At 71.9% G+C, this 15,802-nt stretch carries 17 protein-coding genes and 1 pseudogene; 10 read left to right on the top strand and 8 right to left on the bottom strand.

All coding sequences use genetic code 11. The features are described 5' to 3' along the window. The first annotated feature begins 1 nt into the window (after position 1). Both ABZ478_RS20680 and ABZ478_RS20675 read left to right on the top strand, forming a co-directional pair. Positions 2-649: an FMN-binding negative transcriptional regulator gene (locus ABZ478_RS20680; protein ID WP_359551445.1), complete on the top strand. Its 648-nt coding sequence runs from the start codon at positions 2-4 to the stop codon at positions 647-649. 38 nt (positions 650-687) lie between these two features. Beyond that, entirely contained in the window at positions 688-1,395 is a 708-nt protein-coding gene (locus ABZ478_RS20675; RefSeq protein WP_359551443.1) for a phenylalanine--tRNA ligase beta subunit-related protein, read from the top strand. 66 nt (positions 1,396-1,461) lie between these two features. Here ABZ478_RS20675 and ABZ478_RS20670 read toward each other — a convergent pair whose 3' ends face one another. Next, the gene (locus ABZ478_RS20670) at positions 1,462-2,412 is read right to left on the bottom strand and encodes a YafY family protein (RefSeq protein ID WP_359551441.1); all 951 of its coding nucleotides are present in this window, start codon (positions 2,410-2,412) and stop codon (positions 1,462-1,464) included. Between the two features lie 71 nt (positions 2,413-2,483). On the opposite strand from ABZ478_RS20670, the gene ABZ478_RS20665 reads away from it, so the two are divergent. Further along, entirely contained in the window at positions 2,484-2,870 is a 387-nt protein-coding gene (locus ABZ478_RS20665) for a VOC family protein (protein ID WP_359551439.1), read from the top strand. A 76-nt stretch (positions 2,871-2,946) separates the two neighbouring features. On the opposite strand, the gene ABZ478_RS20660 is transcribed toward ABZ478_RS20665, so the two are convergent. Further along, entirely contained in the window at positions 2,947-4,092 is a 1,146-nt protein-coding gene (locus tag ABZ478_RS20660) for a DUF6596 domain-containing protein (RefSeq protein WP_359551672.1), read from the bottom strand. Positions 4,093-4,100: 8 nt separating this feature from the next. Next, positions 4,101-4,508 carry a YciI family protein gene (locus tag ABZ478_RS20655; protein ID WP_358933744.1) on the bottom strand — a complete coding sequence of 136 codons (408 nt, stop codon included), beginning with the start codon at positions 4,506-4,508 and terminating at the stop codon, positions 4,101-4,103. 308 nt (positions 4,509-4,816) lie between these two features. Between ABZ478_RS20655 and ABZ478_RS20650 the strand changes: the two genes are divergently transcribed. The 3 genes and pseudogenes from ABZ478_RS20650 (at position 4,817) to ABZ478_RS20640 (ending at position 6,330) form a co-directional block, all read left to right on the top strand. Further along, on the top strand, positions 4,817-5,548 hold the full coding sequence (locus ABZ478_RS20650; protein ID WP_359551437.1) for a dienelactone hydrolase family protein: 732 nt from the start codon (positions 4,817-4,819) through the stop codon (positions 5,546-5,548). 113 nt (positions 5,549-5,661) lie between these two features. Beyond that, a complete protein-coding gene (locus tag ABZ478_RS20645) occupies positions 5,662-6,075 on the top strand; it encodes a cytidine deaminase (RefSeq protein WP_359551435.1) in 414 nt (137 codons plus the stop codon). 158 nt (positions 6,076-6,233) lie between these two features. Then, positions 6,234-6,330: pseudogene (locus ABZ478_RS20640) on the top strand. Between the two features lie 86 nt (positions 6,331-6,416). On the opposite strand, the gene ABZ478_RS20635 reads toward ABZ478_RS20640, so the two are convergent. After that, positions 6,417-7,262, bottom strand: a complete 846-nt coding sequence (locus ABZ478_RS20635) for an RNA polymerase sigma factor SigF (protein WP_359551432.1) — start codon at positions 7,260-7,262, stop codon at positions 6,417-6,419. A gap of 286 nt (positions 7,263-7,548) precedes the next feature. Here ABZ478_RS20635 and ABZ478_RS20630 point away from each other — a divergent pair, with 286 nt between their 5' ends. After that, complete coding sequence (locus tag ABZ478_RS20630; protein WP_359551429.1) at positions 7,549-7,962, top strand: hypothetical protein; 414 nt, start codon at positions 7,549-7,551, stop codon at positions 7,960-7,962. Between the two features lie 134 nt (positions 7,963-8,096). Further along, complete coding sequence (locus ABZ478_RS20625; protein WP_358933734.1) at positions 8,097-8,312, top strand: hypothetical protein; 216 nt, start codon at positions 8,097-8,099, stop codon at positions 8,310-8,312. Here the strand turns inward: ABZ478_RS20625 and ABZ478_RS20620 are convergent. Then, on the bottom strand, positions 8,296-8,949 hold the full coding sequence (locus tag ABZ478_RS20620) for a VC0807 family protein (RefSeq protein WP_359551427.1): 654 nt from the start codon (positions 8,947-8,949) through the stop codon (positions 8,296-8,298). The two genes, ABZ478_RS20625 and ABZ478_RS20620, sit on opposite strands and share 17 nt — an antisense overlap. Before the next feature lie 503 nt (positions 8,950-9,452). On the opposite strand from ABZ478_RS20620, the gene ABZ478_RS20615 reads away from it, so the two are divergent. Together ABZ478_RS20615 and ABZ478_RS20610 are read left to right on the top strand one after the other, a co-directional pair. Next, positions 9,453-10,949, top strand: coding sequence for a cryptochrome/photolyase family protein (locus tag ABZ478_RS20615; protein WP_359551425.1), 1,497 nt, complete (start codon positions 9,453-9,455; stop codon positions 10,947-10,949). Between the two features lie 136 nt (positions 10,950-11,085). Then, complete coding sequence (locus tag ABZ478_RS20610) at positions 11,086-11,718, top strand: glyoxalase (protein WP_359551423.1); 633 nt, start codon at positions 11,086-11,088, stop codon at positions 11,716-11,718. Positions 11,719-11,776: 58 nt separating this feature from the next. On the opposite strand, the gene ABZ478_RS20605 is transcribed toward ABZ478_RS20610, so the two are convergent. From ABZ478_RS20605 to ABZ478_RS20595, 3 genes are all read right to left on the bottom strand, one after another. After that, on the bottom strand, positions 11,777-13,861 hold the full coding sequence (locus ABZ478_RS20605; protein WP_359551421.1) for a LamG domain-containing protein: 2,085 nt from the start codon (positions 13,859-13,861) through the stop codon (positions 11,777-11,779). Between the two features lie 245 nt (positions 13,862-14,106). Next, entirely contained in the window at positions 14,107-14,277 is a 171-nt protein-coding gene (locus ABZ478_RS20600) for a hydrophobic protein (RefSeq protein ID WP_199209256.1), read from the bottom strand. A 145-nt stretch (positions 14,278-14,422) separates the two neighbouring features. Continuing rightward, on the bottom strand, positions 14,423-15,706 hold the full coding sequence (locus tag ABZ478_RS20595; RefSeq protein WP_359551670.1) for a phosphatase PAP2 family protein: 1,284 nt from the start codon (positions 15,704-15,706) through the stop codon (positions 14,423-14,425). Positions 15,707-15,802: the final 96 nt, after the last annotated feature.

The following is a 15,802-nucleotide window of genomic DNA, read 5'->3' as shown; positions in this document are numbered from 1 at the left end:
CATGTTCATCCAGCCCTGGGACGCCTCCCTGGACGACACCGAGTGGCAGACCTGGATCGCCGGCGGCCACGACTTCGGCCAGCTCAGCGTCAACGGGCTGCCCGGCCGGCCGCCCGCCGTCGTCCCCACCCACTTCACCACCGAAGACGGCCGGCTGCTGATACACCTCGCCAGGCCCAACCCGGTCTGGGAGGCCATCGAGCACGACCCGAACGTCACCTTCACCGTGTTCGGCGACTACGCCTTCATCCCAGGGCCCTGGCGCGCCGGGACCGGCACCCCGCCCACCGACGGCGTACCCACCAGCTACTACGCGGCCGTGCAGTTCTCCTGCCGCGCCCGCGTCATCGACGACCCCGAGGCCAAGGCCGAGCTGCTGCGCCGCCAGATGGCGCACTTCCAGCCCGAGGGCGATCACGCCCCGATCGACCCCGACCGGCCGCCCTACGGGCGCATGCTGCCCGGCATCCGCGGCCTGGAACTGGAAGTCGTCGAGGTGCGGGCCAAGTTCAAGTACGACGACCACAAACCCGTCGAGCACCGCACGGCCGTCGCCGGTCATCTCACCGAGCGCGGCCAGGGCCTCGACGCGTCCACCGCACAGCAGCAGCTGCGCCGCCTGGACCGCATCGGACCCTGGAAGCCCTGACCTCCCGCCCCAGCACGCGCGCGACAAGGATCCCCCTCATGACCGTCTTCCGTATCAGCCCCGCCGTCGCCGACGCCTTCCCCGACACCCTCATCGCCGTGGTCACCGCGGCCGGCCTGCGCGGCCGCGAACACTGGCCCGACACCGCCGCGGCCCTGGAGGCCCTGGAGCGGCGACTCGCCGACGGCACCTGGCAGCCCGCCGACGAGCAGGACCCCCGCATCGACGCCTGGCACACCGCCTACCGCTCCTTCGGCACCAACCCCCGCCGCATCCGCCCCAGCGTCGACGCCCTCGGCCGCCGCCTCGCCAAGAAGGGCGGCCTGCCGCGCATCAACCCCGCCGTCGACTCCTACAACGCCGTCTCCGTCCGCCACGGCCTGCCCGCCGGCGCCTTCGACCTCGACCACGTCACGGGCGAGGTCGACATCAGGCACGCCGACGGCCGCGAGGAGTTCACCCCCCTCGGCGAACCGGGCACCATCGAGAATCCCAAGCCCGGCGAGATCATCTACGCCGACGCCGCCGGCGTCCTGACCCGCCACTGGAACCACCGCGACGCCCACCGGACCCGGGTCACCGAGGGCTCCGGCCGGGTCGCCTTCGTCCTGGAGACCCTCCACGCCACCCGCGACGGCCACCTCCTCAAGGCCGCGGCCGACGAACTGCGGGGTCTCCTCGACCCGCGCGCCGAGCGGACCGCCGTCCACTTCCTCAGCCCCGCTCAGCCCCGCGTCGACGTCTGAGGCGTCGGCCGCGGCGGCCGGCCTCCGGTCCCGGCGTCGCCTTCCGCCGGCGACAAGGCCGGCGCGTCACTCGTGGGCCTCCAGGAGTTGGCGGGTGCGGTGCAGCAGGGCCTGGCGCACGGCGTCCGGCGCGAGGACCCGGAGCGGTGTGCCGAGGCCGAGGAGATAGCGGGCGAGGCCGTCCGCGTCGGGACCGCCCATGTCGACCAGCGTCGCGCCGGGGCCGTCCGGGCGGTGGGTGCCGATCGTCGCGGGGATGAGCCGTAGCGCCGCGTCCATCGGCAGGGGGAGACGGATGGTGGCCGAGAGCGGGTAGGGGCCGTTCGCGATGTTGCGGGAGACCAGACGTGCCGGGTCGGGCGGGTCGGTGAGGTCCGCCGGCCGGCCGGTGGGCTGCAGCCGGCCGACCCGGTCGGCCCGGAACGTCCGCCACTCGGCGCGCGCCACGTCCCGGGCGACGAAGTACCAGCGGCGTCCGGTGCACACGAGACGGTACGGGTCGACCTCGCGGAGCGTCACCCGCCCCTGCGCGTCGGTGTACGACAGCCTGGCACGCTCTCCCCGCCGGCAGGCGACCGCCAACTCCAGCAGCAGGCCCGTCCTGATCCGCGGTCCGTCGGCCGTGGGAAGGCTGACGAACGCGTCGTCCAGGTCACCGAGCCGTTCCGCGATCCGCCGGGGCAGCACCTGGCGCAGCTTCAGCAGGGCGGAGAGTGCGGCCTGGTCACCGCCCATGGCGTCACTCTGGGCGGCCTCCCGCAGGCCGGCCGCCACGGCAAGTGCCTCCTCGTCGTCGAGGATCAGCGGCGGCACCCGGGAACCGGCGCGGAGGCGGTAGCCGCCCCAGGGGCCGGCCTCGGAGTCCACGGTGTAGCCGAGCTCGCGCAGCCGGGCGACGTCCCGGCGCACCGTGCGGTCCGTGACCTCCATGCGCTCGGCCAGTTCGGCGCAGGTCCATGACGGCCGGGAGGACAGCAGGGACAGCAGCCGCAGCAGACGGGCGGAGGAGCTGATCACCCGGGGAAGTTTTCCACACCACGCCACAACCCGGACCGGAACTGTCCGGGTCAGGTCCTAGCGTTCCCCTCATGAGCACGGACACCACTTCCGCACCCGCCTTCCGCTACGCCGCCGTCACCTTCGACTGTGCCGATCCCGCCGAAATGGCCCGTTTCTACAGCGAGTTGCTCGGCATGGCGGTCCACTACTCCAGCGACGACTTCATCCTGCTGGGCAGGGAGGGCGCGACCGGCCTCGCCTTCAACCGCCTGGCCGACTACCGCCCGCCCACCTGGCCGGACCCCACCCAGGAGAAGCAGGCCCACATCGAACTGGGCGTCGACGACCTGGACATCGCCGAGAAGCGACTGCTCGATCTGGGCGCCACCAAGCCGGGCTTCCAGCCGCAGCCCGAACGCTGGCGCGTGCTGCTGGACCCGGCCGGCCACCCGTTCTGCATCACGACCCTGGTCTGACACGTCCTCGTGGCTCACCGTCGTCGCGGTCGGCGTCCTCGCCGTGCCGCGTGCCGGTGAGTCCGGGCACCGCCTGTCAGCGGACGCGGCCGGTGTTGAGCCGGGCGGCCTGGCGCGTCAGGTGGTCGCGCTCGGCGAGGTTGGGTGCCTTGCGGGCCGCCTCGGCGTACAGCCGCGCCGCCGTCGCCAGGTCGCCGTCGCGTTCGTGCAGATACGCCGCCACCGCGGTGTGCCGGGGCAGCGAGTCGTCCAGCGCCGCGAGCACCGCCAGCCCGGCGCGCGGTCCGTCGGCCTCGCCCACGGCGACGGCGCGGTTGAGCCGCACGACGGGGCTGTCGGTCAGGCTCGCGAGTTCGTCGTACCACTCGACGATCTGCACCCAGTCGGTCTCCTGGGCGGTGGGCGCGTCGGCGTGCAGCGCCGCGATGGCGGCCTGGGCCTGGAACTCGCCCAGCCGGTCACGGGCGAGAGCGGCCTGAAGGACATCGACGCCCTCGGCGATCAAGGCGGTGTCCCACCGGCGGCGGTCCTGCTCGGCGAGCGGGACCAGGCTGCCGTCGGGCGCGGTCCGGGCGGCGCGCCGGGCGTGGTGGAGCAGCATGAGCGCGAGCAGTCCCGCCACCTCGGGGTGGTCGATCCGGGCCGCGAGCTGCCGGGTGAGGCGGATGGCCTCGGCCGCGAGGTCGACGTCGCCCGAGTAGCCCTCGTTGAAGACCAGGTAGAGGACGCGCAGCACGGTGGTGACATCACCGGGCCGGTCGAACCGCACGCCTCGCACGGTGCGTTTGGCCCGGCTGATGCGCTGCGCCATGGTCGCCTCGGGCACCAGGTAGGCGTCGGCGATCTGACGGGTGGTCAGGCCGCCGACGGCGCGCAGTGTGAGCGCGACCGCCGACGCCGGTGACAGCGAGGGGTGGGCGCACAGGAAGTAGAGCTGGAGCGTGTCGTCCGCCGCGGGCACCGGCCCGGGCGGCGGCTCCTCGTCGATCCGGTCCTCACGTCGGCGGCGGGCGGAGTCCGCCCGCGTCGCGTCGAGGAACCGGCGCCAGGCCACGGTGACCAGCCAGCCCTTCGCATCCCTCGGCGGGCCGGCCGGCCACGTCCGCACCGCCTCGACCAGTGCGTCCTGGACGGCGTCCTCGGCCGCCGCGAAGTCGGCTCCGCGGCGGACGAGGACGGCGATGACGCTCGGGGTGAGGCTTCTCAGCAGCGCCTCGTCCATCGGTCGGGTCACTCCGTGATGGTGGGCGGCGCCGCCAGGAAGGGGCGCACCTCGAGCCACTCGTGGATCGGCTTCCCGCCCGCGCCCGGGGCGGCCGACAGTTCCCCGGCCAGCTCGACGGCGCGCTCGCGGCTGTCCACGTCGATCACCATCCAGCCGGCGATGAGGTCCTTGGTCTCGGCGAACGGACCGTCGGTGACCGGCGGCCGCCCTTCGCCGTCGTAGCGGACCCACATTCCCTCGGGCGCGAGCGCCTGGCCGTCCACGAACTCCCCGGTCCCTTCGAGCCGGGCCGCGAAGTCGCGCATGTACTGCACGTGCGCGGAGATCTCCTGCGGCGTCCACTGGTCCATCGGCACGCAGTTGACGGCTTCCGGAGCGCCTCGGTAGTGCTTGAGCAGCAAGTACTTCGCCATCGTGTGACTCCTCCGTACTGGTGCGACCCATTGTGGCCGCCTTCACCTCGGGGACGTAGCCGGCCACGGGTTCTCGACATCGTCGCGCGAAGTTCTTTTCTCCACGCCGTCCGCCGCCCGTCACCGGGGCGGCTGAACCCGATCCCGTGTCTGCGCCACGTGGGCGACGACGTCGTGGTAGCTTCGGCGCCGTCGTGCGCCACTGCGAACCGAGGAGGTGAGACCGATCAACGCTTCGACAGGTCGGGACTCCCTCTCTCGCACGGTCCGGGGAGTGCCCGCGTAAGGCATTCCGAAAGGCCAAGGCCATGCGCTTCACTTCCGAGACGTCGTCCGACGGCGTTGCCGAACGACTGTTCCATCTCGATGAGATCCCCGGCGTACTGTGGACGCCGGAAGGTGCCACGGGTACTCGTCCCCTCGTCCTGATCGGGCACGGCGGCGGGCGGCACAAGAAGGATCCCGACGTCATGGCCCTGGCACGCCGTTTCGTGGCCGAGTGTGGTTACGCGGTGCTGGCGGTCGACGCACCCGGCCATGGCGACCGTCCCGTGCACGCGGAGTACGACCGGCTCGCGACCGAGAACCAGGCGCGCGCCGAAGCCGACGAGGAACTGGCCCCGCTGATCGCCGGCTTCCATGCGCTCGTGGCCCACCAGACCGTGCCGGAATGGCGGGCCGCGCTCGACGCCGTGCAGGCTCTCGCATACGTCGGCCGCGGGCCGGTGGGCTACTGGGGGGTGTCGCTGGGCTGCGGGCTCGGGGTTCCCTTCGTCGCCGCCGAACCCCGGGTCCGCGCGGCGGTGCTGGGCCTGGGCGGAGCCTCGGCATCGGCGGAGGTCGCCGCGCGGATCACCGTTCCGGTGGAGTTTTTGCTGCAGTGGGACGACGAGCGGGTGCCACGGGCGGCGGGTCTGGCACTGTTCGACGCCCTGGCGTCGGCGGAGAAGACACTGCACGCCAACCCCGGCAAGCACGGCGATCTCCCGGCGTTCGAACTGGACGATTCGCTGCGGTTCTTCGCCCGGCACCTGAACTGACGCCGCCGGTCGACGGGGCATGCGCGGCGGATCGCCCGTGCCCCGTCGAAATCGGCTTGCGCGATTCCGTCATGCGGGTCAGTGTCGCTCGACACCCGAAGAAGGCGGAGCAGATGACCAGGCAACCCCATCCCGTGGACCACGAACTCGTCCAGGCCGCAGCGCATGTCGCCGGGACGCGCTGCCGGGGCGACAACCACACCATGGCAGCCGCGGCCCGGGCCCGCGACGGCCGCATCGTCACCGCGGTCAACGCCTACCACTTCACCGGGGGCCCCTGCGCCGAGCTGGTCGTCATCGGTGCGGCGGCCGCCCAGGGCGCATATGAGCTGGAGACCATGGTGGCCGTGGGCGACCGGGGCCGAGGAGTTGTTCCTCCGTGCGGCCGCTGCCGTCAGGTTCTGCTCGACTACTTCCCCACGCTCCGGGTCATCGTCGGCAACGGTGACGGCATCCGGGCGGTTCCCGTCTCGGATCTGCTCCCGGAGAGCTACGTATGGGCCGACCATCAGCTCGACGGCGAGTGAGCCGGCCCGACGCCGAGTGAACCGGTGCGGCGCCGGATGAACCGGCACGGGCGGCACACCGTCGACGGTGGAGGTCAGGGCCGCGTCAGCTTCCCGTCAGCGGTCTCCGGCAGTCTCTTACTTGTGAACGGCACGGGACAACACCCGAGCCGGTCAAGGGAGAGGTGCCCGGAGTGGTTGATCGGGGACCAGCGAGCTCGCCTCACGGTCGGGCCTCCTCGGAGGCCCACGCAGGTTCGAATCCTGCCCTCTCCGCAGCGCGCGGCCGTCCGGCAGGGACGGGCACGACGCAGGGCCCGTCCCGGATGTGACGGGCCCTGCGATCCGCGCGGGGCGAGATGTCAGCGGTTGGTGAGCATGCCCTCGCGGAGCCGGGCGAGGGTGCGTGAGAGCAGGCGCGAGACGTGCATCTGCGAGACTCCCAGCCGTTCACCGATCTGGGCCTGCGTGAGTTCCTCCACGAACCGCATGTGGATGATCTGCCGGTCCCGCTCGCCGAGCCCGGCGATCAGCGGGGCCAGGGCATGGAAGTCCTCCACCAGCTCCAGAGCCGCGTCCTCGGTGCCGATGAAGTCCTCCAGCGCGGCCTCACCGTCCGCGTTGCCGTTGATCGTGGCGTCGAGGGAGGAGGAGTTGTAGCCGTTCGCGGCCAGCCGGGCCTCGCGCACCTCTTCCTCGGACAGGCTCATCAGCTCCGCCAGTTCCTTGGCCGACGGCATGCGGCCCAGGCGGCTCTGCAGTTCCTCTGTGGCGCGGGCCAGCTGCACCCGGGCCTCCTGCAGACGCCGGGGCACGTGGACGGCCCAGGTGGTGTCGCGGAAGAATCGTTTGATCTCGCCCACGATGTAGGGGATGGCGAACGAGGTGAACTCCGCCTCCCGCGAGAGCTCGAACCGGTCGATCGCCTTGATCAGGCCGATCATGCCGACCTGGACGATGTCCTCCATCTCCTCCGCGCCCCGGCTGCGGAACCGGCCGGCCGCGAAGCGGACCAAGGACATGTTCATCTCGATCAACGTATTACGGGCGTACTGATACTCGGGCGTGCCCTCTTCCAGCACCGCCAGCTGATGGAAGAACAACCTGGACAGCTCGCGGGCATCCTTGGGGGCCACCCGGGAGGGGTCGGCGACCTCCGGCAGCTCCGCCGTCCGCGTTCCCGTCGCCACCATGCTCGTGGACGTCATGCTTCCCCTCCCGAGTTCCAGACCGCCGCTGCTGTCTTCACCACCGCTGCCGCCGAGTGGCCGGCGGCCGATGACGCAGCGCGTACCCCGTCCTCCCGCACCCACGCCTGCTGAACGCAGCAATCTGCCGAAACGGTGGTGCGCGGTGCGCCGGGGCGCGGGACTCGCGGGCGCCGGCCGCGCCGGCCGGGTGCGGAAGGCAGCGGACGGGTGCGGGCCTTCTCAGGCTCGCGGCACGTCAGCAGCGCGTGGAATGCTGATCCGAGCCACAGGGAAGGGACCGCCCATGGCCGAAAGCCTCGACGAGACGGGCCGACGCGGCCCAGCGCCGCGGCCGGATCTCGTGCGGCGCTCGGCGCCGTTCCTGCCCGCCGCCAGTGAGATCCGGCAGGCGTTCATCTGCCAGAGCGCGCCCAACTTCTTCTTCGTCGTCACCTACCTCACCGGCCTGACGATGCTGACCAACACGTACCGGTGCGTCGTCGTCACCAAGGACGCCATCTATGTACTGGACAGCAGCAAGCTGTCCGGCGGCGCGAGCCCACAGCGACTCGCCGGCATCATGCCTCGCGACACCCGGCTCGGCCCGGTCACCGGCCGCTGGGGGCAGGTGGACATCCTCGGTCGGCGTCATTGGGTCCACACGCGTTTCCACGACCAGATCGCCGCCGCCGACCGGGAGGCCGGGTTCGCCCGATAAGGCACAGGACAGGGGCAGTTCCGTCTGACGCTGTGACGCGTTGGCAGATGCCCCTGAGCTATGCGAGATCACGGTCCGATGCCGACCGCGTCCACCGCCGCAACCCGCCGTACCCCAGGGCCGTTTGCCCGCACGTGTATGACGAACACCTTTTCACCAACGGCACCTCCCGCCTTCTGGGTTCCTACTGGCTGGAGTCCCCCGACTGGCGGCCTCAGAAGCCCTGCTGCAGCTTCACCCCGCCCCCGCAGCGGCGTGGGGTGAGCGGGGTGCGCCTGGCCCGGACCGCGCTCACCGTGGCCGCGTACGCCCTCATCCTCACCGCACTCGCCCTCACCGCCACCGGCTGACCGCTCGCGTCATCCGCTCGGGGTCGCCGAACAGCGACAGGCCGTGGCGGCCGCGGAACCGGCGGGCGTGTACGGCGGTGACCGCGGCGGCCAGGGCGAGCAGCAGCAGGGACTGGAGCCGGGCCAGCAGTGGCACGGTGTCGGTGGGCAGCGTGAGTGCGGCGAGTATGCCGAGTGCGCCGTCCAGCAGTTGCCCGGCTCCCCAGAGCAGGGTGAGAACGCGCAGGGACTGACGGAACCCGGCGTGGCTCTGCCACGTCGCGCTCCGCGCCCGGGCCGCTTCTCCCCCGTGCAGGCGCTGTCCCAGCTGGAAGGCCAGCGGTCTTCGGGTGAACCCGCTGCCGAGCACCCAGCCGCCGACCACGAGGGACAGCGCCGCGTCCTTGCACAGCAGGAGCCGGGTGCCGCCACCCATGAGGGACGCCGCGGCGGCAGTGGCCAGGAGGATCGTGAAGAACAGGTCGACGCCGTCGATCCGGTGCCGGCGCACCGCGCCGGACAGCAGGTGCAGTGCGGGTGGTGCGCCGCTCAGCAGCAGCGCCGGCCCCTGGCCGGCCCCGAGAACCCGGGCCGCGTAGTAGACGACGAGCGGGAGGACGAGGTCGACGGCGAGCGTCAGCAGCGGAGCACACGTCACCCCTTTTCGGCCCGCGCGCCGGTCTCCGGTGGGCGGGCCGGCCGTGCTTGAGCTTCGTTCGTGTTCCGTCGTCGTCCGTGCCATGGCTGCCCTTCCCTCCTCGCCCGCCGCGCCGTGCGGTGCGTCTGCCGTGCCCGGCTGTCCTGAGCCGCGGCCGGACGGCACCGGCCCACGGAGCAACGCTAGGCGCGGGGCGGTAGGAGGCGGATCGGAGCAGGGGTGGAGAGCCGGGGGGAGAAGGGCCGGAGGTACGGGTCGCGTTCTCCACCGGCCGCACCGCACCCCTGGGTGGAGAGACCCGCTCCTTCGGCCGGCTGGTGGCCCCGATCGAGGGGTGTGCCGCCATGACGTGCATCCGCCGCTCGGCGCCCCCGGAAAGTGATTCACGGACGGTCGGCCGTGACCGGTCGACACCGCCCGATGCCTTCGACGGGAGACGCTCATGCACGACGACGGCCGGTACGGACGGCATGCCCGCCGCCGCGGCTGAACGGGGACGCGCCGTGCACTGGCTCTTCGGCGACCAGCTCGGGCCGCACTTCCTCGCCCCCGGCGCCGACGGCCCCGGGCGGGACACACCGCTGCTGATGATCGAAGCCCGGTCGGTCTTCCGGCGCCGGCGCTTCCACCGGGCCAAGGCGCACCTGGTGCTCTCCGCCATGCGCCACCGGGCCGCCGAGCTCGGCGACCGGGCGACGTACGTACGGGCCGGCACCTACCGGGAGGGACTGGAGCGCGTGGCGGGCGATCGTCCGGTCACCGTCCATCACCCGACGTCCTTCGCCGCCGCACGGCTGGTGCGCTCGCTTCCCCAGGTCACCGTGGGCCCCGCGCGGGGCTTCCTGGTCGCGATGGAGGACTTCGCGGCGTGGGCGGACGGGCACGGCGGAAAACGTCTGCGGCAGGAGGACTTCTACCGGTGGGTGCGCCGCGGACACGACCTGCTGATGGACGGCGACGCCCCTGCCGGCGAGCAGTGGAACTACGATCACGACAACCGGCGGCCGCCGCCTCACGACGCGTCGTCACTTCCGGTCCCGGCGCCCTACCGTCCCCGGGAGGACGAGATCGACGACGAGGTCCGCCACGACCTCGACCGCTGGGAGAAGGACGGTGACGTGTCCTTCGTCGGACGGGACGGGCCCCGGTCGTTCCCCGCGACCCGTGCCGAGGCGCGCGCCGCACTGAAACGCTTCCTCTCCCACCGGCTCGGCACCTTCGGCCCCTACGAGGACGCCGTGCTCGCCGCCGACCCGGTGATGAGTCACAGTCTGCTGTCCTCCTCGCTCAACCTGGGCCTGCTCGACCCGGCCGAATGCGTCGAGCGCGCCGAGGCGGAGTGGCGCGCAGGACGGGCGCCGCTCGGCAGCGTGGAGGGGTTCGTCCGGCAGATCGCCGGGTGGCGCGAGTACGTGTGGCAGCTTTACTGGTACTTCGGCGAGGAGTACCGGCATTCCAACGTCCTGCGCCACACCGCCCCGCTGCCGGAGTGGTGGAACGAGCTGGACGCCGACGCGGTCGGGGCACGCTGTCTGCACACGGTCCTGGCGCAGGTACGGGACACGGGGTGGACCCACCACATCCCCCGGCTGATGATCCTCGGCAGCCATGCCCTGCAGCGGGGCTGGGACCCCGCCGCGGTCATGGACTGGTTCCACCGGTGCTTCGTGGACGGCTACGACTGGGTCATGGTGCCCAACGTCGTCGGCATGTCCCAGTACGCGGACGGCGGCCGGATGACGACCAAGCCCTACACCTCGGGCGGCTCGTACGTGAACCGCATGAGCGACCTGTGCGGACCGTGCCGCTACCGGCCGGGCGAGCGGACCGGTGAGCACGCCTGCCCCTACACCGCCGGCTACTGGGCCTTCCTGGACCGGCACCGGGAACGGTTCGGCCACAACCAGCGGATCGCACAGCCCGTGCGGCAGTTGGAGCGGCTCGCCGACCTCGCCGAGGTACGCCGGCAGGAACGCGCGCGGGGTGACACGCCGCCCTGAGAGCGGCGCGTCGGTCACGCGCCGGCTCGCGGTCACGCGCGCTCCGCCGCGGTACGGCGCGCCGCGGACGGCGCCGAGGCACATCGGTCAGTTTTCGAGAAGCCTCGGCAACCAGGTTTTCCCTAGTGTCGAAGACATGACCTCCATCGACTCCGTCACTCTCGAGGTGGCCGACGCCGCGGCCGCCGCCCGCTTCTGCTCCACCGCCTTCGGGCTCGACTCCTCGCGGGTACGCCTGCGCGCCTGCGAGGAGCCGACGAGCGGCTTCCGCGGCTTCACGCTGTCGCTCGTGGTGTCGCAGCCGGGCAACGTCGACGCCCTCATCGGCGCGGCCCTCGACGCCGGCGCCACCACCCTCAAGCCCGCCTCGAAGTCGCTGTGGGGCTACGGCGGCGTGGTCCAGGACCCGGACGGCACGGTCTGGAAGATCGCCACGTCGGCGAAGAAGGACACCGGCCCGGCCACTCGCGACTTCGACGAGCTCGTGCTCCTGCTGGGCGTCGAGGACGTGAAGGCCAGTAAGCGGTTCTATGCCGAGCGGGGTCTCACGGTGGGCAAGAGCTTCGGCGGCACGTACGTCGAGTTCGCCGCCGCACCGGGATCCGTCAAGCTGGCTCTGTACAAGCGCCGTGCGCTCGCCAAGGACGCGGGGCTGCCCGCCGGCGGCACCGGATCGCACCGACTCGTGCTCTCCGGCGCCGCCGGCCCGTTCAGCGACCCCGACGGATTCGTCTGGGAAGCCACGGCCCCTCTGACGGCCACCGCCTGAGGCGAACGCCCTCCGCCCCCGGAGCGGAGGCGGAGGCCGGTTCAGCGGGTGACCGCGCTCATGAGCACAGACACGGGTCCGTGCCGAGACCCAGGCCGGTGATGTCTCTGTCCCGCAGCGCCCCGCTGTAGGCCTGCACCTCGTCGACGGCACCGTGCAGGTACTCGCCCCAGCCGTCGGCGGTGAGCCCGCGTCCCACCTGGAGCGGGCCGCCGCTGTGCCAGCCGTTCGCGAAGCCGGCGGTCTCCGCGTCGCCTGCCATGCCGTCCAGGTAGAGCCGGATCGTGTCGCTCGCGTCGTCGTACACCACCGCGAGGCGGTGGCCCTGGCCCTCGCCTCCGTCGGCCGTCTCGAACTGGGAGACGACCGTCTCCGCCGCCCCCGTCTCGTCCTTGACGGGCATCACCAGCTGCCAGGCGTGCCGGGACGGCTGGTAGCGCACCTTGAAGGCGTCGGTGTGCTCGCCCGCCTGCGAGAGCACGGTCATCGGGTGGTCCGGCTCGGCGTCCGCCAGGCGTACCACGGCGGCGATGGTGAAGCTGTCCGCGGTGTCCACGACCGGCTGCCGCGTGGCGGCGTAGGCCGTCCGGCCGTCCAGCCGGAGGTCGCCGTCACCCTGGAGGGCGTAGGGGACGTCTGGGCAGTCCGGGTCCAGCTCGGGCAGGCAGGAGCCGTCCGGCCCGCGGTGGATCACCGCTCCCCCACCGAGGGTCAACGGCTGTCCGCCGTTCTGCTCGGGGCTGGCGGCGTCCGGCGCGGTCTCCAGCGACCAGTGGCCGAGCAGGGTCGGCTTGCGGTGGCCGAGGCGGTCGGCCTCGTCGGGCACCACGACGCGGTCGTAGGCGCGGACGTCTCCGATGTCGCCCTTCCAGGGCCGCAGGCCGTGTGCCTGGCCGATCCGGAAGGCGCCGGACGCCTGAGCGGGTGCGGTCCTCACCTTCGTACCGGTCGCCCGGCCGTTGACGAAGAGCTGCGCCTGGCCGGTCTCGGCGTCGTACAGGCCTAGAACGTGAGCCCATTCGCCGGTCTCGGGGACACCGCCCGAGACCTCCCGGTCCCCCACGGTGAAGGACCAGACGGGGCCCGCTTCCCGGCTGCGCAGAGCGAGTGCCACGCCCGTGGAGCCGTCCGTGTTCTGGCTCAGCACCGCCATGTCCTGGTCCGTGCGTCCGGGCCTCACCCACGCGCCGAACGCGAAGGTCCCGCTCGTGTCGGCCGCCGGGGCGTCAGGGGTCAGGAACGCCTGGTGGCCGCCGTTGAGGTGGGCCGTGGCGGTGAGGCCGGTGCCGGCCGGGGCTTCGCCGCCGAACGTGACCCCCGCGCCGGCCCGCGCGTCGGTCCCGGCCGCGGCGACGGCACTCCTGGAGCCCGCAGCGTCGTCGAGTTCCCACTGGGCGACGGGGGCGTGGCCCGACTTGACGTTGAAGTCGTACGTCGACTGGCCGCTGCTGCGCCCGGCGCGGTCGACAGCACGGACGGTCAGCGTCTCGGGGCCGGGGCTGACCGGGAGGTAGGGGATGGTCACCGCGCCGCCCGGCTGATCCGCCTGGACGGTTCCGTGGGGGCCGCGGATGAAGTCGTAGACGTAGGTGACGACGTCGTCGGAGGGCGAGTCCATGGTGAAGTGGCCGTACACGCCGACTCCGTCCACCCAGAACACATCCGAGGACCGGGGGTAGTCGGGTGAGGTGATCGTCGCCTTCTCCGGGCTCACGTCGTCGTACACGAACTCGCAGGCGGTGCCTTCCTCGCCCGCCGAGCTCCAGGGGGACGCGGTCTGGCCGTCCTTGGCCCGGACGTGCCAGGACACGACCGTGTCCGGTGGGATGTCGGACGGCAGTTGCAGCGTGAACGGGCTGCCCGAGAGCTTCGGCGTCGTCGTGTAGGTCCGGCGTTGCTCGGCGCCGCCGGGGTCCGTCCACCAGACCTCGAACTCACCGCTGACCTGGCCGCCGTCGGGGTCGTACAGGACCGCGCCCAGTTGCGGGGCCGCCGCGACGTAGGCCCGCGCGTCCTTCCCGGCGGCGCACGCCTTGCTGTTGGTGTGCAGGTCCTTCACGAGCGGTTGCGCGGGCGGCACGCCGGTCGCCGCCCAGGACGTTCCCGGTACCGCCAGGACCGTCGCGGCTACGAGCGCCCCCACCGCGGCCGGTCTCAGGCGGTTCCGTCTCTGTCTGCTGTGTACGCGCACGGTTCGGCTCTCTCCCCGGTCGAGTCCGACGATCTTTGTCGCGCCGCAGGCTAGCAACGGCCACCGACGACGCCGAACCGATTTCCCGCCAGCCCGGGGACAGTTGCCCGCTCGTACACACACGTGGGGCCCGGCCGTTGCGGCCGGGCCCCGTCCACGGTTCAGGCGTGGCGTGTTCTGTGCGTCAGGACGCTCGTCTACCAGCGGTACCAGCGTCCCTTGCGGCCGCCGCTGCCCGCGGGCCGGACCACGAAGCCCAGCAGCCACACGACCAGCACGATCACCGCTATCCACCACAGGGCCTTCAGGGCGAAACCCGCACCGAAGAGAATCAGGGCCAGCAGAAGAACCAGAAGCAGGGGAACCATAGTTATCAACCTCCTGGCCACCGAATGCCCTTGGTTCACCTGGGCAAGCACACGAATTGGCTGGTTTTTTCCAGGGAATGAAGGGCATGTGCGCGTGTTGCGACTTTTCCGGGGGCGGTTCGCGACCGGGCCGCCCCCGGCGGGCTCACGCCGGTTCGGGCTGCGGTTCCGGCTTCGGGACCTGCACCGGAACGGGATCCCAGAGTCTGGTGGTGCGTACGTAACCGTGGATCACCGAGGCCATCGCGAGAATGAGGAGCGGCCCGAAAACCCACGGATACCTGGCCATTTCGACCGGCAGCCAGCGATAGGAGAAGAGAAGCGCGGCGAAGACCGTCGTGCCGTGGACGACGAGCCGGGTCCCCGCGCGGTCCCAGCCGCGTTCGAGGGAGCGCAGGGCCGCCTCGATGGTGAGCGTGAACACGACGCCGGCGACGAGATCCGCGCCGTAGTGGTAGCCGAATCCCAGGGTCGCGGTCAGCGTGGCGATCAGCCAGAAGGTGCCCGCGAAGCGCAGCACGCGGGGGCCCTTGCGGGAGTGGAGGAAGATGGCGGTGGCCCACGCGGTGTGCAGGCTGGGCATGCAGTTGCGCGGGGTGATCCCGTCGAACGGCATGTCGTGCGGTCCGGTGATCGGCGTCGCGGTGTCCGGCCACAGGTCGGCCACCGCCCAGTGCCCGCCGTCGGCGCCGTAGGCGAAGACCGGTCCGACCACCGGGAAGACCATGTAAATGGCGGGGCCGAGGAGGCCGATGACCAGGAAGGTGCGCACCAGATGGTGGCGCGGGAAGCGCCGCTCGGCCGCCACGTTGCGCAGCTGGTACATCGTGACGACGACGGCGGCGACCGCGAGCTGGGCGTAGACGTAGTCGAGCGCGTGGGCGCCGACCGGTCCCGTGGCCCGGACGAGCCGGCCCACCAGCCAGGACGGGTCGCCCAGCGCGTGGTCGGCGGTGGCCACGTACTGATCGAGCACCGTCGGGCGGGTCTTGGACGTGATGACCAGCCAGGTGTCGCCCGTCTTGCGGCCGGCCACGAGCAGCAGACCCAGCCCGACACCCTTCAGCAGCAGGGCACGTTCGGGGCCGGTGCGGCGCGTGACGGCGATGACCGCACAGCCGAGGAGCACCCACAGCGCGCCGTTGCCGAAGGGGTGCCCTTCGGTCAGGTCGGCGCCCGCCGTCCACCGCACCAGCAGGAGGACGGCGTCGATGCCGATCGCGGTGCACATCGCGATGATCCGTTGCCGCCAGGTGAGCACGACCATCATCAGCGCCATGCTGGCGTACAACAGGAAGCCCGACTTGGGCGGGAATATCACCTCTCGCACTTGATTGGTGACCGGCCCCGCCAGTCCGTAGTGGCGCGCGGCGATTTCGAGCGCGACGAGGAACCCGAGGGTCACCACACCTGCCGCGACCCACAGGATCGTCCGCGGTTCGCGCCACGGGACGGACTTGACGCTGCTGCTTATTCGCGAAAACACCCGCGATGGTATAGGTATCAACTTTTCGGCCGGTTTGTT

Source organism: Streptomyces sp. NPDC005706 (genome assembly GCF_040631045.1).
In the GTDB taxonomy this organism is placed as follows: Bacteria; Actinomycetota; Actinomycetes; order Streptomycetales; family Streptomycetaceae; genus Streptomyces.
This window is presented reverse-complemented; position numbering and strand designations above follow the sequence as displayed.

What these genes read in the sequence shown, in the direction of transcription:
- ABZ478_RS20680 (WP_359551445.1), top strand. Translation starts at nt 2, where the DNA reads ATGTTCATCCAGCCCTGGGACGCCTCCCTGGACGACACCGAGTGGCAG.
- ABZ478_RS20675 (WP_359551443.1), top strand. Translation starts at nt 688, where the DNA reads ATGACCGTCTTCCGTATCAGCCCCGCCGTCGCCGACGCCTTCCCCGAC.
- ABZ478_RS20665 (WP_359551439.1), top strand. Translation starts at nt 2,484, where the DNA reads ATGAGCACGGACACCACTTCCGCACCCGCCTTCCGCTACGCCGCCGTC.
- ABZ478_RS20660 (WP_359551672.1), bottom strand. Translation starts at nt 4,092, where the DNA reads ATGGACGAGGCGCTGCTGAGAAGCCTCACCCCGAGCGTCATCGCCGTC.
- ABZ478_RS20655 (WP_358933744.1), bottom strand. Translation starts at nt 4,508, where the DNA reads ATGGCGAAGTACTTGCTGCTCAAGCACTACCGAGGCGCTCCGGAAGCC.
- ABZ478_RS20650 (WP_359551437.1), top strand. Translation starts at nt 4,817, where the DNA reads ATGCGCTTCACTTCCGAGACGTCGTCCGACGGCGTTGCCGAACGACTG.
- ABZ478_RS20645 (WP_359551435.1), top strand. Translation starts at nt 5,662, where the DNA reads ATGACCAGGCAACCCCATCCCGTGGACCACGAACTCGTCCAGGCCGCA.
- ABZ478_RS20635 (WP_359551432.1), bottom strand. Translation starts at nt 7,262, where the DNA reads ATGACGTCCACGAGCATGGTGGCGACGGGAACGCGGACGGCGGAGCTG.
- ABZ478_RS20630 (WP_359551429.1), top strand. Translation starts at nt 7,549, where the DNA reads ATGGCCGAAAGCCTCGACGAGACGGGCCGACGCGGCCCAGCGCCGCGG.
- ABZ478_RS20610 (WP_359551423.1), top strand. Translation starts at nt 11,086, where the DNA reads ATGACCTCCATCGACTCCGTCACTCTCGAGGTGGCCGACGCCGCGGCC.
- ABZ478_RS20600 (WP_199209256.1), bottom strand. Translation starts at nt 14,277, where the DNA reads ATGGTTCCCCTGCTTCTGGTTCTTCTGCTGGCCCTGATTCTCTTCGGT.